Here is a 14,608-nt window from a genome sequence, read left to right as displayed (position 1 = left end):
AAACTGACCATCTAAGTCGCTTTACCAACTTTTGAACGCTTTCACCGTATCTCTCAAAAGTGGCGTTATTATAGCAAATTATTGATGAGCGTCAAGCAATTTTATGCTAAATTTTAAAAATAATCTACAATGTATTGATTTTAAAGGAATTTTAGTCTTTAAAATTGTTAAATTGCAATGGCACGCCAAAAGATTTTTCTTTTAAAAATGCCATGCACGCTTGTAGATTGTCTTTTTTCTTATCAGAAACACGGATTTTGTCGCCTTGAATACTTGCCGAAACCTTTAAATCGCTTTCTTTGATGGCTTTGCTGATTTTTTTGGCGGTGTCTGAGTCTAGCCCATCTTTTAGGTTGATGATTTGTTTGGTGTGTTTGCCTGATTGGGCTTTGTCTTGGGGGTCGAGTGATTGCAAATCCACACCTCGTTTGATGAGCTGTTTTTCAAAAATGGCATAGACATTGTCTGCTTGTAGCTCGTTGTCGCAAGTGATGGTGACGGTTTTGGCTTTTTCGTTTAGCTCGACCGTGATGTCACTGCCTTTAAAATCAAAACGAGTGGCAATCTCTTTGTCGGTGTTGCCGATGGCGTTACGCACTTCTTGAACATTAAGTTCTGAAACGATGTCAAATGATGGCATTGTTATTCTCCTTGCTGGTTGTCCGATTGGCAATCATGTGCCTGCAATACAGGCAGCATTGGCAATTCATTAAAAATTTTACAAAATAATTCAGCGGTTTTTTGGGTATCATAAAGAGCTGAGTGAGCATGACTGTTATCAAAGTCAATGCCTGCCATGATGCAGGTGCGAGCCAGTACCGTATGTCCATAGGCAAGGGCGGATAGGCTTGCGGTGTCTAGCACGCTAAACGCATGAAAGGGCGAGTGGTTTTTTGAATTGGTGCGTTCAATGGCAGCATTCAAAAAACCCAAATCAAAATGAGCATTATGCCCTACCAGAATACATTGGCGACATTCATGCTGTTTTTTTAGGGTTTTTAGTGCCTTAAAAATGCGTCTAAGGGCGACTTTTTCGTCTTCGCTGATGGCTTTACGAATGGGGCTGTCAGGGTTGATGCCTGTGAATTTTAGAGCGGCAGGTTCAAGATTTGCCCCAACAAATGGCTCGATATGGGCGTTCAGAGGCTCGCCCTGATATAACTTACCCTCATCGTTCATCAAGATGGGTACGCAAGCGATTTCAAGCAGAGCGTCTGTTTTGGCATTAAAACCTGCTGTCTCCACATCGACCACCACAGGCAAAAAGCCTCGAAAACGATTGGCAATGGTTGGTTTTTGTTCATCCATCATTCATCTACTCGCCATGCTAAGGTTTGCCCTGCCAAAAGTGGCGTTAAACTCTTATTATCCAAATAATCATAGCTTTGGACGATGGTTTGTTCCTGCTTAACCAAAGTGATGGTGCTGGTATTGACAGGCAGACCATAGAATTTTGCCCCAAAACGGCTTGCAAAATTTTCCAACTTATCAAGAGCGTTCATACTCTCAAAGGCGGTGGCATATAAGGGTAGGGCATGCGGAGCGGAGTAGCACCCTGCACAGCCGCAGGCACTCTCTTTGGTGTGAGTGGCATGTGGAGCGGAGTCCGTTCCTAAGAAAAACTTAGGATTGCCAGAGGTAGCAGCCTCCAACAGGCGTTGTTGGTGGTCAGCTCGTTTTAAGATGGGTAGGCAATAAAAGTGAGGTTTGACACCGCCCACCAGCATGTGATTGCGGTTAAATAGCAGATGCTGTGGCGTGATGGTCGCTCCGATATGCTCGCCTTGTGCCAAACAAAAATCGACAGCATCACCAGTGGTGATATGCTCCATCACAATGCGAAGCTTGGGGAAATTTTTGATGATGATGGATAAAATTTCGTCCAAAAATCGTTTTTCACGGTCAAAAATATCCACATCAGCATGCGTTACCTCGCCATGCACCAGCAATGGAATGCCGTGTTTTTGCATGGCTTCAAAGACGCTTGCACGCCCCAAAATATCTGTGACACCATCTGCTGAATTGGTGGTTGCCCCAGCAGGGTAGAGTTTGACCGCCTGCACCACGCCAGAATTTTTGGCTTGTTCAATCTCCTTGGGGCTGGTATGGTCGGTCAGATATAAGACCATGCGAGGGTCAAAACTTGCCTTTCGCTCCTCGCTCAGCGTGCTGTTTGCCAATGCGGTCAAAATCCGCTCACGGTAGGCGATGGCATCAAGAGTGGTTTTGACAGGAGGTACAAGATTTGGCATACAAATCACACGATTAAAACTGCTGGCAGCGTGTGGTACGGTGGTTTGTAAAGCCTGCCCATCTCGCAGATGAATGTGCCAATCATCAGGCTGGATTAGGGTGATGCTTGTGGTCATTTTTGTATTACCATCAAATAAAAAATTAACAAATATGCTGTTGGGTTATAATCAAGGCTTGGCTTAATCAGTCGTGATGTCAAGCCAGCCATCATCATGAAAAAACTTCCCAAACATCAATAAGATTGGGAAGTATCATCAATCATTTAGATTGTTGGTCAAGCTGCGGCACAGCGTTACCTGCACCCAATCCTAATAGACCTGATTTGGCATACAGACCCAATTTTTGGCGAGTATCTGTGATGTCAAGATTACGCATGGTCAGCTGTCCGATACGGTCAAGTGGCGTAAATGCTGCATCTTCGACTTTCTCCATCGACAGGCGTTCTGGCTCGTAGGTCAGATTTGGCGATTCGGTGTTAAGGATACTATAATCATTGCCACGGCGTAATTCTAGCGTCACAGTACCTGTGATGGCACGAGCTACCCAGCGTTGGGCGGTTTCACGAAGCATGAGAGCCTGAGAGTCAAACCAACGACCTTGATACAGCAAGCGACCCAGACGCAGACCGTTGATGCGGTATTGTTCGATGGTGTCTTCGTTATGAATGCCTGTAACCAGACGCTCATAAGCAATGTGCAATAGTGCCATACCAGGGGCTTCATAGATACCACGAGATTTGGCTTCGATGATGCGGTTTTCGATTTGGTCGGTCATGCCAAGTCCATGACGACCACCGATTTCGTTGGCTTTTAAGATTAAATCCACAGGGTTATCAAGACGCTCACCGTTGATGGCAACAGGCACACCCTCTTCAAAAGTAACGCTGACTTCTTCGGCATCAATCTTGACTGCCTCGTCCCAATAACGCACACCCATGATTGGCTCAACAATCTTATGACTGGCGTTCAAAAATTCCAAGTCTTTGGCTTCGTGTGTTGCACCCAGCATATTAGAGTCGGTAGAATAAGCCTTTTCTTTACTCATCTTATAATCAAAGCCGTTGTCAATCAGAAACTGACTCATCTCCGCACGACCACCCAGCTCATCAATGAATGTCTGGTCCAGCCAAGGTTTGTAAATCTTCAATGCTGGATTGGCAAGCAGACCGTAGCGATAAAAACGCTCAATGTCATTACCTTTATAGGTTGAGCCATCTCCCCAAATATTGACATCGTCCTCACGCATGGCGGTAACCAACATCGTGCCTGTGACTGCACGACCTAGTGGTGTGGTATTAAAATATGGCATACCGCCTGTGGTGACATGAAATGCACCGCACTGTATGGCAGCGATGCCCTCCAAGGCAAGTTGCAATCGGCAATCAATCAAGCGTGCCTCAATCGCTCCGTATTGCTTGGCCTTGGCGGGAATGGCATGATAATCATCTTCGTCAGGCTGACCCAGATTGGCGGTGTAGGCATAAGGTAATGCCCCTTTTTGTTTCATCCAAAGTAGGGCGGCAGAAGTATCCAGACCGCCTGAAAAGGCGATGCCAACTTTTTGACCTGTTGGTAGGTGCTGTAAGATGGTTGCGTTGCTCATACAAAATTCTCTGATTGATGCTGATATTGCTTTGATTATAGCAATTTTGTGATGAATTGTGGGGATTTTGTCGCCAAAAATGGCAAAAAATTTATTCTTTTAAGATGAGTGATTGGCATGAATGAAAAATTGATGAAAATTATCCAATCTTTTGCACAAAAATAAACCCAGCTTTGCTATACTATTGGTATTATCAATTTAAAAAATGTTTATCATTTCATTATGGCACATTCCACATATTTACTGGTTGATACCAAGCAACAAACCTTATCTTTGTACCAAGACGATTCCTTGCTAAGAAGTTTTGCGGTCTCTACTGCCAAAAATGGCACAGGTCAAATGGAGGGTTCGGGTTGTACGCCACTTGGCAAACATCGTATTGCCCAAAAGTTTGGCGATGATTTACCTGCCAATGCTGTGTTTGTGGCACGCAAGTTTACAGGCGAGCTGTATGATGAACAATTAGGCAAATCATTTCCTGATAGAGATTGGATTTTGGGTCGAATTTTGTGGCTTGATGGCTGTGAAGAGGGTGTTAATCAAGGCAATGATGCTGATGGTGTGTGTGTCGATAGCAAATCTCGCTACATCTATATTCATGGCACGCCAGACAGCGAGCCGATGGGCGTGCCGTTGTCACATGGCTGTGTGCGAATGCGTAATGACGATATTGTTTGGCTGTATGAGCAAGTCGATGTGGGAATGACGGTGCTGATTGTATGAACATGCAGATTATTAAATATAAAATGCCAAAATATGCGTTATGTGCGTTTTTATGTCTGATATTATCTGCTTGCCAGCAAGTTGGCTTGGTCAAAAGCCTTGCCAAGCCTGCGGATAATGCCTTGCAGTACGCACCACAGGTTGCCCAAGATGCTGCCAAATATACAGGCAATCTATTGATTTTTTTGGACAAATCATCTGATGTCACATCAAAGCTATCATCAGCCATTGAACATCGTGGCGATGTGGTGATTTATACATATAAGCACATCAATGCCATCGCCATTAAGCCAAAGATGGACAGACCAATGACACAAATCATTGAGCATTATCAAGCGATGACAGGCGTGTTGGCGGTTCATCAAGACCAGCTAACTTGGTTGGATTGAGCATTATCATGCCACATCATCATGCGTAGGATTGATTATGAACTTACAAAAAGTGGATTTAAATTTATTATTTTATCTAGATGTATTATTGCGTGAAAAGAATGTCACTCGTGCGGCTGAACAACTGGGAATTACTCAGCCTGCAATGAGTAATATTTTACGCCGTTTGCGTTCTTTGTTTAATGACCCGCTGCTTGTGCGTTCATCAGAGGGCATGACCCCAACCGATAGAGCATTTGAGCTACAACCTCGCATTCGTGAGGTTTTGGCAGACATCAATACCCTGCTAGAACCACGCACGGAGTTTCGTCCTTATAGCACCTCACGAGTGTTTCGAATCATGACCTCAGACTATGCTGAGGCAACTTTGGTGCCTCGTCTGGTTAAGGCGTTACGCAGTGAAGCACCTAATGTCATCTTGGACTTTCTAACCCCGTCTGATGTGTCGTATCGTGATATGGAGCAGGGGCGAGTGGATTTGGCGATTAACCGATTTAATGAAATTCCCCAAAGTTTCCATCAGGTCTTAGTGTGGCGAGATACTTTTAGCTGTTTGTTATCGGCAGATAGCCCCTATGTCAATCGTTTTAACCTAAAAAATTACTTAAAGGCTCAGCATGTTTGGGTCTCCAAGACAGGCATGGGTGTGGGTTTTGGGGTTAATCCTGAAAAATCAGGTGGCTTAGGTTCAATCGACCAAGCTCTGCACCGTTTGGGACAAAAACGCCAAATCAGTGTTTTTACCAGACATTACCAAATGCCTGCCATGCTCATCGCCAACAAAGATTTGGTGGCGACATTGCCCACCAGAGTTGCCAAGTTGCAGGCGGATAACAACCCTCAAATCGTTGTCAAAGACCCGCCATTTTTTATTCCAGAATTTGAGCTAACAATGGCTTGGTCACCGCTATTGCAGCATCACCCTGCTCATCGCTGGCTTAGACAGCTGATTTTGCATGTGGCACGACAGGTGATTTTGGAGGAAGAAAAAGCCAATGCAGTCTCAACCTAAGTGTGATTGTGTGTTGATATGACTAAGCAAAAAGCCGTTTTGTAAAAAACAGCTTTTTTGATGGCGTGATATTTACTATTTGTGACTGGCTCGCTTATCTTTCTGGTCGGGCAGGGCAGAGCGACTTTCAGCAAAGCTGGATAAGGGCTGAAATGAAATATTGGCAGCGGGTAATTTTTGGGTCTGAATCAGTCGCCAATTTGGCTGCTGGTCATGACTGACTTGCAGATAATATTTGGCTGGCGTGTTGTCAAGCTCCACCGTGCCTTGATAGAGATTGTCTTTGGTGTGCGTGATGACAAAATCCTTATCTTTGTTGATGTCGGTGGCGTGCGAAATGCGAACGGATAATTGCTTGGGATAAGCTAGTGGCGAGCCATCTTTGAGCTTACCGCTGGCTAGGCTTTCGGCAGGGTAACGCAGTTCAAATCGTACCGTTTTACCATCAAAACGCATGATGCCAGATAAGTCTAAATCGTAGCTTAGCTGGTCTCGACTGGCATCTTGATATAAGGTTTTGCCGTCCATGTACCAATCATCTCGAACGGTGGAGTCTTGGATTTTGATTGAATAAAAGATAAAAAATAGACAAACGATGATGACAAAAACAGGCAATCCGATGACAAAAATCAGCACCATGTAGTTTTTGTACCAAATATTTTCTTTTTTGTTGGGTGATGGCATAGCACAAGCTCAATGTTGCTCATAAAAACAGCTCCATTGTAGCATAATGGAGCTGTGCATAAAACCCAAAATCAACCAACCAAATCAATCATTTGGTTTGAATGAATTGATGGTTATTTTTTCTTAGGCTCATAGATGAACACATCTTGGGCTTGACTGTTGTATTTGCCATCTTTGCTATACACTGTGATGGTGATTGGCGTATGTCCTTCTTTGATGACCTTTGGGTCACCGTAGATGCTGACTGGCAAATCATAAGGTTCGTTGGCCTGCAATGGTAATTCTTTGAAACGAGCTTTTAAGGTCATGCCTGTCGCATTCTCTAAGCGAACTTGATAAATTTGACGCTCGTCTGTTTTATTGACGATTTTTAGCACATAGCTATTTTCGACCAAGCCGTCACGATTGATTTTGGTTAATTGTTTACGGTCATGACGAATTTCCATTTCAAGCGGTGAGCGTCCCACAGCAACCAAAGTTGCCGCCACAAAACACGCTCCCAGCACAGCAATGTAGGCAAAGATACGCCAGCCGATGATTTTGGTTTTTTGTTTTTCGACCAATTGGCGTTCGGTGGTGTAGCGAATTAGACCACGAGCATAGCCAACTTTATCCATGATTTCATTACACGCATCGATACAGGCGGCACATTGGATACATTCCACCTGCAAACCATCACGAATGTCAATGCCTGTTGGGCAGACTTGCACACACATGGTGCAGTCCACGCAGTCGCCATAACCCTCAGCGACCGCTCCTTTTTTGCGAGCACCACGAGGTTCGCCTCGCTCATAATCATAAGAGACAATCAAAGTGTCTTTATCAAACATCACGCTTTGGAAACGACCATACGGACAAAGATGTACACACATCTGTTCACGCATATAGCCACCGTTGGTTTGGGTGACGAAAGTGATGAGCAAGAAGAATACCCAAGTCATTTTACCCCAACCCATAAAAAATGGGGTTGAGCCATTAAAAAATAGATAATCCGTCCCAACGATAAAAGCGATGAATGTCAAAGCGGTGATGGCAGAAATGACACCCCAGATGGCGTGTACCAACACTGTTTTGATGATTTTTTCGGCATTCCAAGGGGCTTTGTCAAATTTGAGGCGTTTGTTACGATCACCAATAATCCACTTTTCGATGTGCTGATACAGATGCACATAGATGGTTTGTGGGCAAGCATAGCCACACCACACTCGCCCTGCATAGACAGTCACCATAAATAGCAAAAGAGCGGCAATGATGAACACAAAGGCAAAGAAATAAAAATCTTGTGGCATGAAAGTCGCCCCAAAGATATAAAACTTTGGTTCAACCACATTAAATAAAATTGCCTGACGACCATTCCAACGAATCCATGGAGCAATCAAAAATGCCACAAAGATGGCATACATGCTAATCACACGAATATTTTGGTATTTACCAGTGACAAATCTTGGGTGGACACGCTTTTTGGTGGCGTCCATGTCTTTGGAATGGGGAATGATTTTTTCAGGAGCGGGGCGTTTTTTCTTTGGTTTTTCTTGTTCTGACATAATCATAACCTTGGCTAAAAGCAGTTTGTATGCTTGGCGGGGTTGGTGTTTGACAGCTTGATATAAGTTAAGCGGTGATGTTTGTTTGCTTATATTATCATTTTTTGTAAGGATTTTGTATTTTATTTTGTAGGTATTTACGATTAAATCAATAAAAGCAAACTATATTTTGGCATAAGTATATGCCATGATGGAAAAACAAAGCCCAATCATTAAAAAATCGTGTATAAAAAAGCCCAATTTAATGCAAATTGGGCAAACTCATCGCTTGGATTAAAATTCGGTCATTGCTTTGATTTGTTTGTACAATGCTTTTTGTTCTTGGCTGGGCTTGGTTGATTGTAGAGCCATCACTTGTGTCATGTCGCCATCGATGCGAATTTGACCCATCATAAAGGCTTCGATGGCAATATTGACATCGCCTGTCTCGATGATACGACCCAAAGTGGCTTCATCAATGCTGATGGTACTGGCGGCATTGGGGTTGGTGTCTTGCATGATTTTACCTGCATTTAGGTGTAGTTCAACAGGATTGTCGCCTGTGATTTTGGCATTTAGGATTAGGTTGGCAAGAGTTGGTGGTAGGTTAAGTTCGCCAGCTTCTTGATTGAGTGTGGCGACCGCATCAAACCATGATTGGCTTAGAAATTTGTTCATAAAAAATATCTCGTGAATAAAAATAAAGTATCATTATTATAAAACATTTGCTCATAAAATACCGAATGCTTTGTATGAATTTTGATAAATGATTAAAAGTTGGGCAAAATACCCACAAAAATTGGGAAAATCGGTCTTTGTATCCAATCAATGATGGTAAATATGCCCAAAAAATATCAAATATTGCCAAAAAATTTCAATATTTTTACAAAATATCCCCAAAAATTACAATTGTGTTGTATAATAAAAGGTGAAAACTTCCATCAATACCTTAGTATGAGTATGGATATCCTTTGATACAAGGTTTTTTGTATCACAAAACGCAAGCCAAGCACTCATTTTGAGCATAGCAAGCGAAATATATCGCCAAAATCACACCATTTTTAAGGGTAGCTTATCGTTATTTGAGCAGTTTTGCCGATATTCCTTAGAAAAATTAAGGATTTTTTCATTTTTGCTTGCCTTCTTAATGATATTTGCCAAACTTTGCGTTACAATAAGCACACAAATATCTAAATCGTGCGTTGATGAACTGTCACACGCATGACACAAAAAAATCAGGCTGCACAGGAAAATATCCAATGAGTCTATATAAATCAGTAGTTGCCCCGCTTTCTGCTGACCATGAATACGAAATCACTTTGGTGAGATTGTTTGCCATCATGGCGGTATTTTGGGGTATTGTTGGTATGTCGGTGGGTGTATTTATTGCATCGCAACTGGCGTGGCCAGCGTTGAATTTTGATACAGCTTGGCTGTCTTTTGGTCGTTTAAGACCACTGCACACGAATGCGGTGATTTTTGCATTTGGTGGTTCAGCACTTTTTGCAACCTCTTATTATATCGTTCAGCGTACTTGTAAGACCAGATTGTTCGCCCCTTATTTGGCGTGGTTTACTTTCTGGGGCTGGCAGGCAATCATTGTGGCTGCGGTAATCACTTTGCCATTAGGCTTTACTTCTGCCAAAGAATATGCCGAACTAGAATGGCCGATTGACATCGCCATTGCTTTGGTGTGGGTGGCTTATGCTATTGTTTTCTTTGGTACAATCATCAAGCGTCAAACCTCGCATATTTATGTGGCTAACTGGTTCTTTGCTGCATTCATCATCACGATTGCTTTATTGCACATTGTGAACAACATGGCAGTGCCAGTTGATGCCTTTAAATCATACTCACTGTATGGTGGTGCGACAGACGCAATGGTTCAATGGTGGTACGGTCATAATGCGGTTGGTTTTTATTTGACAGCAGCATTCCTTGGTATGATGTATTACTTCATTCCTGTGCAAGTTGGTCGTCCTGTTTATTCATATCGCCTGTCAATCGTTCACTTTTGGGCATTGATTGCTTCATATATGTGGGCAGGTGGACACCATCTACATTACTCAGCATTGCCTGACTGGACGCAGTCATTGGGTATGGTATTCTCGCTAATTCTATTTGCTCCATCTTGGGGTGGTATGATTAACGGTGTTCTAACCCTATCAGGTAGCTGGGATAAACTTCGTACTGACCCAATCATTCGTTTCTTGATTGTTGCGTTGTCATTCTATGCGATGAGTACCTTTGAAGGTCCGATGTTATCTATCAAGGCGGTCAATGCCATCAGCCATAACACTGACTGGACAGTTGGTCATGTGCATTCAGGTGCATTGGGTTGGGTTGGTATGATTACCATTGGTTCTATCTATGTGCTATTGCCACGCATCTACAATAAAGCAAGAATGTATTCAACCAACCTAATCACGCTGCATTTTTGGTTGGCGACCACAGGTACGGTATTGTACATTGTTGCCTTGTGGATTTCTGGCATCACTCAGGGTATGATGTGGCGTGCTACTAACCCAGATGGTACTTTGGCTTACGACTTTATTCAGACAGTTGTGGTATCACACTGGCCTTATGTGGTTCGTGCATTGGGTGGTGGTCTATATGTGGCTGGTATGTTTGTCATGGCTTATAATGTCTATAAAACCATCAAAATGCCAAGCATCGCCGCAGAGGTTGAGCCAGTTACTGGCAATGACACCGTAGAAACTGTTCAAGCATAAGGGGTAAACGATGTCAAAATTTTCGCATGAAATTGTAGAGAAAAACACAGGTTTACTTGTTATCTTTATCGTCATTGCCATCAGTTTTGCAACTTTGGTTGAAATTGTACCATTGATTTATGATGAAACTGTTGCCGAAGAAGGTGGTGTGAATAAGCCTTTGCCAAACATGCGTCCTTGGACGGCGTTAGAGCTAGAAGGTCGTGATATTTACATTCGTGAAGGCTGCCATGTATGCCATACACAGATGGTTCGCCCACTTCGTGCTGAGGTGGAGCGTTATGGACCTTACAGCCGTGCCGCAGAATCATCTTGGGACCACCCATTCTTATGGGGTTCAAAGCGTACAGGTCCTGACCTTGCTCGTGTGGGCGGTCGTTATTCTGACCAATGGCACATTGACCATCTAATCAATCCTCGCTCGGTTGTACCTGACTCTGTGATGCCGTCTTATCCATGGCTGGCAACCAATGAAGTTAATGGTGAGAAGGTTCAACAAAAAATGCGTGTGTTCAAAGAGCGTTTTGGCTTGCCATATACTGAGGCGGACATCGAAGCCGCTCCTGACCAAGTGCAAGGTGCGACAGAACTAGATGCATTGGTTGCATACCTACAACAACTGGGTATTGCAATGCAAGGTCAACGCTAATGAATTGGGGCGTTTTACATAGTATTGCGACCGTGGCAGCATTCATTGCTTTTATCGGCATCGCTTGGTGGGCATATTCCCCAAAAAATAAAAAACGCTTTGAAGAAGATGCACAACTTGCGTTAGATGATTCAGATTTTTCTGCTCATCAACGCACTAAGGATACACAATGAGCTTTTTTTGGAGTTCTTGGATTACTGTCTTGTCACTCGCCTGTTGGTTATTTATCTTTGGCGTATTGATGTGGACGCTAAAATCCAAGCCAGTCCTAGATGAAGATGAGACGACTGGACATAGTTACGATGGTATCAAAGAATACGACAAGCCATTGCCAAAATGGTGGTTGGTGATTTTCTTTGGTACGCTGATTTGGGGTTTGGGCTATTTTGTGCTATTCCCTGCAATCCAACCAAATGCTTGGAAAGGTGTCACAACAGTTGAAGTCGATGGCGAACAAGTGCCTTGGACTTCGGCAAATGAGCTAAACAGCCAACTACAAGCAAACAATAAAGTTTTTACTGAAAACTTTGAGCAAAATATTTTGTCAAATGCAGGTGCTAGCGAAGCAACCGCCATCTTGGCAAAATTAAATGAACTGCAATCACAACGCAAATCTGGTGAAGAGAATGCAGAATTGCAAGCCAAAATTGATGACCAAGTCAAACTGCTTGCACCGTTTGTTGATAAATTGGCTGCCGACCCAGAAGCTCAAAAAATCGGTAACCGTCTGTTCCTACAAAACTGTGCGTTGTGTCACGGCACAAACGCCAAAGGTGCAACAGGCTATCCTGACTTGACGGACAACGATTGGCTGTATGGTGGTGAAGCAGAAAATATTCTACTGACCATTCATAACGGTCGTCAAGGTGCGATGCCAGACGCAAAAACCAATAAGCTAAACGAAGCTGGCGTTCGTGCAGCGGCTGAATATGTGCTAAATCTTTCTGGTAATCAGCAAGGCTATGAACTTGATGCTGCCAAAGTTGCACAAGGTAAGGCCATCTTTGACGGCACTTGCGTGGTATGTCACGGTTCTGAGGGCAAAGGTCAGGTTGGTGTTGCACCAAATCTAACCGATGACATCTGGCTATTTGGTGGCGATAGAGATACTATCCAAACCACCATTCGTCACGGTCGTTCTGGTGTGATGCCTGAATGGCAAACCAAACTGGGCAACGAACGCGTCATGCTACTTGCAGCGTATGTTCGCTCCTTGTCTCAAAATGCTGAACAATAATCAGCCCACAAAAAAGAGTCGCAGTCAGCGGCTCTTTTTTATGGAGATTTGATGTTCTTTGGGTAACCTGGTGTTGCGATACAATTTTTTTTAGTTACCCACTATATTTTTTGTGCAGATTTTAGTAAAATTCTATTTTACCAGTAACCGATGAATGATTATGACTAAGTTTATCTTTGTAACTGGCGGCGTGGTGTCCTCACTAGGTAAAGGCATCGCTGCCGCGTCCTTAGCAGCCGTTTTGGAGGCTCGTGGTCTTAAAGTCACCATGACCAAAATGGATCCTTATATCAATGTTGACCCTGGCACAATGAGCCCATTCCAACACGGGGAAGTGTTCGTGACCGAAGATGGTGCGGAGACGGACTTGGATTTGGGTTATTATGAGCGATTCTTACGCCGCTCTAAGATGAGCAAGGCGAATAACTTTACCAGTGGTCGCATCTATCAAACGGTACTTGCCAAAGAACGCCGTGGCGATTATTTGGGCGGTACAGTACAAGTGATTCCGCACATCACTGACGAAATCAAGCACAAAATCCTTGCCAGTGGCGAAGGCTATGATATTGCCATCATTGAGATTGGTGGTACGGTTGGCGACATCGAAAGCCTGCCATTCATGGAGGCGGTGCGTCAGCTACAAGTGGAGCTGGGTCGTAATCGCGCCATGTTAATGCACTTAACCTTAGTGCCTTATATTGCTTCTGCTGGCGAATCAAAAACCAAACCAACTCAGCATTCGGTCAAAGAATTGCGTTCTATTGGATTGCAACCTGATGTGTTGATTTGTCGTTCAGAACAGCCAATTTCAGAAGACAATCGCCAAAAAATTGCTTTATTCACCAATGTTGAGGCTCGTGCGGTCATCTTATGTGAAGATGCCAGAAGTATTTATCAGATTCCACGCCGATTCTATGAACAAGATTTGGACGATTTGATTTGTGAGCGATTTGGCATTACTGCTCCTGAGGCAGATTTGTCAGATTGGGATAAGGTACTTGACGATTTGTTTAATTCAAAAGGCGAGATTGTTGTTGCCATGGTTGGCAAATATGTCGAATTGCCTGATGCCTATAAATCAGTCAATGAAGCCTTGTTGCATGCAGGTATCCAAAATAAAACCAAAGTGGTCATTGACTATATCGATGCCGAAAAACTAGAAACCGATGATACTTTGCTGGCACAGGTTGCCAAAGCAGATGCTATTTTGGTGCCAGGTGGATTTGGCGAACGAGGTACTTTGGGCAAGATGAAAGCCATTCGCCATGCTCGTGAAAATGGCGTGCCGTACTTGGGTATCTGTCTGGGCATGCAGCTTGCCGTCATCGAATACGCTCGCAATGTGCTGGGTCTGTCTGCCAACTCTACCGAGTTTGATCGCAAAACTGCCGAGCCAATCATCGGTTTGATTACCGAATGGTTTGATGAAAAAGGCGAATTGCAGCTGCGTTCTGATGATTCGGATTTGGGTGGTACAATGCGACTTGGGGCTCAGGAAGCTGAACTGGTGGCAGGTTCTCGTTTGGCAAAAATCTACGGAGCAACCAACATTACCGAACGCCATCGCCATCGCTATGAGATGAACAATCGTTATATCGAGGCGTTAGAAGCGGCTGGCATGAAGATTTCTGGCTATTCTGCCAAGCAACATTTGGTTGAGGCGGTAGAGATTGACACACACCCTTGGTTTGTGGCGGTGCAATATCACCCAGAATTTACCAGTTCGCCACGAGGCGGACACCCATTGTTCAACAGCTTTATCCGAGCGGCAATGGACAGACAGGCTAAATAAATCAAATCAGCC

The 14,608-nt window shown here is 43.7% G+C and carries 15 protein-coding genes; 8 read left to right on the top strand and 7 right to left on the bottom strand.

Annotated elements, in window-relative coordinates; all coding sequences use genetic code 11:
* Nucleotides 1-151: 151 nt before the first annotated feature.
* The 4 genes from LU297_RS02580 to argG form a co-directional block, all read right to left on the bottom strand.
* Nucleotides 152-640, bottom strand: a complete 489-nt coding sequence (locus LU297_RS02580; RefSeq protein WP_263076855.1) for a YajQ family cyclic di-GMP-binding protein — start codon at nt 638-640, stop codon at nt 152-154.
* A 2-nt stretch (nt 641-642) separates the two neighbouring features.
* Nucleotides 643-1,311 carry a ribonuclease T gene (rnt, locus tag LU297_RS02575; RefSeq protein WP_263076854.1) on the bottom strand — a complete coding sequence of 223 codons (669 nt, stop codon included), beginning with the start codon at nt 1,309-1,311 and terminating at the stop codon, nt 643-645.
* On the bottom strand, nt 1,308-2,369 hold the full coding sequence (gene pyrC / locus LU297_RS02570; RefSeq protein ID WP_263076853.1) for a dihydroorotase: 1,062 nt from the start codon (nt 2,367-2,369) through the stop codon (nt 1,308-1,310). Before pyrC ends, rnt begins: the two co-directional genes overlap by 4 nt.
* Before the next feature lie 142 nt (nt 2,370-2,511).
* Nucleotides 2,512-3,855: an argininosuccinate synthase gene (gene argG, locus LU297_RS02565; protein WP_263076852.1), complete on the bottom strand. Its 1,344-nt coding sequence runs from the start codon at nt 3,853-3,855 to the stop codon at nt 2,512-2,514.
* Between the two features lie 222 nt (nt 3,856-4,077).
* On the opposite strand from argG, the gene LU297_RS02560 reads away from it, so the two are divergent.
* From LU297_RS02560 to LU297_RS02550, 3 genes are read left to right on the top strand one after another with little or no spacing between them, the layout of a single operon-like run.
* Nucleotides 4,078-4,578 (top strand): L,D-transpeptidase, encoded by a 501-nt coding sequence (locus LU297_RS02560; protein ID WP_263076851.1) that lies wholly within the window; start codon nt 4,078-4,080, stop codon nt 4,576-4,578.
* A complete protein-coding gene (locus LU297_RS02555; RefSeq protein WP_263076850.1) occupies nt 4,575-4,967 on the top strand; it encodes a hypothetical protein in 393 nt (130 codons plus the stop codon). Before LU297_RS02560 ends, LU297_RS02555 begins: the two co-directional genes overlap by 4 nt.
* A 37-nt stretch (nt 4,968-5,004) precedes the next feature.
* The gene (locus LU297_RS02550; RefSeq protein WP_263076849.1) at nt 5,005-5,979 is read left to right on the top strand and encodes a LysR family transcriptional regulator; all 975 of its coding nucleotides are present in this window, start codon (nt 5,005-5,007) and stop codon (nt 5,977-5,979) included.
* A gap of 75 nt (nt 5,980-6,054) precedes the next feature.
* Here the strand turns inward: LU297_RS02550 and LU297_RS02545 are convergent, their stop codons facing one another.
* From LU297_RS02545 to LU297_RS02535, 3 genes are all read right to left on the bottom strand, one after another.
* Complete coding sequence (locus tag LU297_RS02545) at nt 6,055-6,663, bottom strand: FixH family protein (protein WP_263076848.1); 609 nt, start codon at nt 6,661-6,663, stop codon at nt 6,055-6,057.
* A 113-nt stretch (nt 6,664-6,776) separates the two neighbouring features.
* Nucleotides 6,777-8,207 (bottom strand): cytochrome c oxidase accessory protein CcoG, encoded by a 1,431-nt coding sequence (ccoG, locus tag LU297_RS02540; protein WP_263076847.1) that lies wholly within the window; start codon nt 8,205-8,207, stop codon nt 6,777-6,779.
* A gap of 273 nt (nt 8,208-8,480) precedes the next feature.
* Nucleotides 8,481-8,864, bottom strand: a complete 384-nt coding sequence (locus LU297_RS02535; protein ID WP_263076846.1) for an SCP2 sterol-binding domain-containing protein — start codon at nt 8,862-8,864, stop codon at nt 8,481-8,483.
* A gap of 581 nt (nt 8,865-9,445) precedes the next feature.
* On the opposite strand from LU297_RS02535, the gene ccoN reads away from it, so the two are divergent.
* From ccoN to pyrG, 5 genes are all read left to right on the top strand, one after another.
* Nucleotides 9,446-10,918: a cytochrome-c oxidase, cbb3-type subunit I gene (gene ccoN / locus LU297_RS02530; protein ID WP_263076845.1), complete on the top strand. Its 1,473-nt coding sequence runs from the start codon at nt 9,446-9,448 to the stop codon at nt 10,916-10,918.
* A 10-nt stretch (nt 10,919-10,928) separates the two neighbouring features.
* Nucleotides 10,929-11,567 (top strand): cytochrome-c oxidase, cbb3-type subunit II, encoded by a 639-nt coding sequence (gene ccoO / locus LU297_RS02525; protein WP_263076844.1) that lies wholly within the window; start codon nt 10,929-10,931, stop codon nt 11,565-11,567.
* Complete coding sequence (locus LU297_RS02520; protein ID WP_263076843.1) at nt 11,567-11,740, top strand: cbb3-type cytochrome oxidase subunit 3; 174 nt, start codon at nt 11,567-11,569, stop codon at nt 11,738-11,740. Before ccoO ends, LU297_RS02520 begins: the two co-directional genes overlap by 1 nt.
* The gene (gene ccoP, locus LU297_RS02515; RefSeq protein ID WP_263076842.1) at nt 11,737-12,804 is read left to right on the top strand and encodes a cytochrome-c oxidase, cbb3-type subunit III; all 1,068 of its coding nucleotides are present in this window, start codon (nt 11,737-11,739) and stop codon (nt 12,802-12,804) included. The genes LU297_RS02520 and ccoP overlap by 4 nt, the downstream gene beginning before the upstream one ends.
* A gap of 160 nt (nt 12,805-12,964) precedes the next feature.
* Nucleotides 12,965-14,596 (top strand): CTP synthase, encoded by a 1,632-nt coding sequence (pyrG, locus tag LU297_RS02510; protein WP_263076841.1) that lies wholly within the window; start codon nt 12,965-12,967, stop codon nt 14,594-14,596.
* Nucleotides 14,597-14,608: the final 12 nt, after the last annotated feature.

This window comes from Moraxella nasicaprae (assembly GCF_025643275.1).
Taxonomy (GTDB): Bacteria; Pseudomonadota; Gammaproteobacteria; order Pseudomonadales; family Moraxellaceae; genus Moraxella; species Moraxella nasicaprae.
Note: the sequence above shows the minus strand (reverse complement) of the source record. Positions and strands in the feature narration are given on the sequence as shown.

Bases quoted from the DNA above. Each gene is read 5' to 3' on its own strand.
- LU297_RS02580 (WP_263076855.1), bottom strand. From the start codon at position 640: ATGCCATCATTTGACATCGTTTCAGAACTTAATGTTCAAGAAGTGCGT.
- rnt (WP_263076854.1), bottom strand. From the start codon at position 1,311: ATGATGGATGAACAAAAACCAACCATTGCCAATCGTTTTCGAGGCTTT.
- pyrC (WP_263076853.1), bottom strand. From the start codon at position 2,369: ATGACCACAAGCATCACCCTAATCCAGCCTGATGATTGGCACATTCAT.
- argG (WP_263076852.1), bottom strand. From the start codon at position 3,855: ATGAGCAACGCAACCATCTTACAGCACCTACCAACAGGTCAAAAAGTT.
- LU297_RS02560 (WP_263076851.1), top strand. From the start codon at position 4,078: ATGGCACATTCCACATATTTACTGGTTGATACCAAGCAACAAACCTTA.
- LU297_RS02555 (WP_263076850.1), top strand. From the start codon at position 4,575: ATGAACATGCAGATTATTAAATATAAAATGCCAAAATATGCGTTATGT.
- LU297_RS02550 (WP_263076849.1), top strand. From the start codon at position 5,005: ATGAACTTACAAAAAGTGGATTTAAATTTATTATTTTATCTAGATGTA.
- LU297_RS02545 (WP_263076848.1), bottom strand. From the start codon at position 6,663: ATGCCATCACCCAACAAAAAAGAAAATATTTGGTACAAAAACTACATG.
- ccoG (WP_263076847.1), bottom strand. From the start codon at position 8,207: ATGTCAGAACAAGAAAAACCAAAGAAAAAACGCCCCGCTCCTGAAAAA.
- LU297_RS02535 (WP_263076846.1), bottom strand. From the start codon at position 8,864: ATGAACAAATTTCTAAGCCAATCATGGTTTGATGCGGTCGCCACACTC.
- ccoN (WP_263076845.1), top strand. From the start codon at position 9,446: ATGAGTCTATATAAATCAGTAGTTGCCCCGCTTTCTGCTGACCATGAA.
- ccoO (WP_263076844.1), top strand. From the start codon at position 10,929: ATGTCAAAATTTTCGCATGAAATTGTAGAGAAAAACACAGGTTTACTT.
- LU297_RS02520 (WP_263076843.1), top strand. From the start codon at position 11,567: ATGAATTGGGGCGTTTTACATAGTATTGCGACCGTGGCAGCATTCATT.
- ccoP (WP_263076842.1), top strand. From the start codon at position 11,737: ATGAGCTTTTTTTGGAGTTCTTGGATTACTGTCTTGTCACTCGCCTGT.
- pyrG (WP_263076841.1), top strand. From the start codon at position 12,965: ATGACTAAGTTTATCTTTGTAACTGGCGGCGTGGTGTCCTCACTAGGT.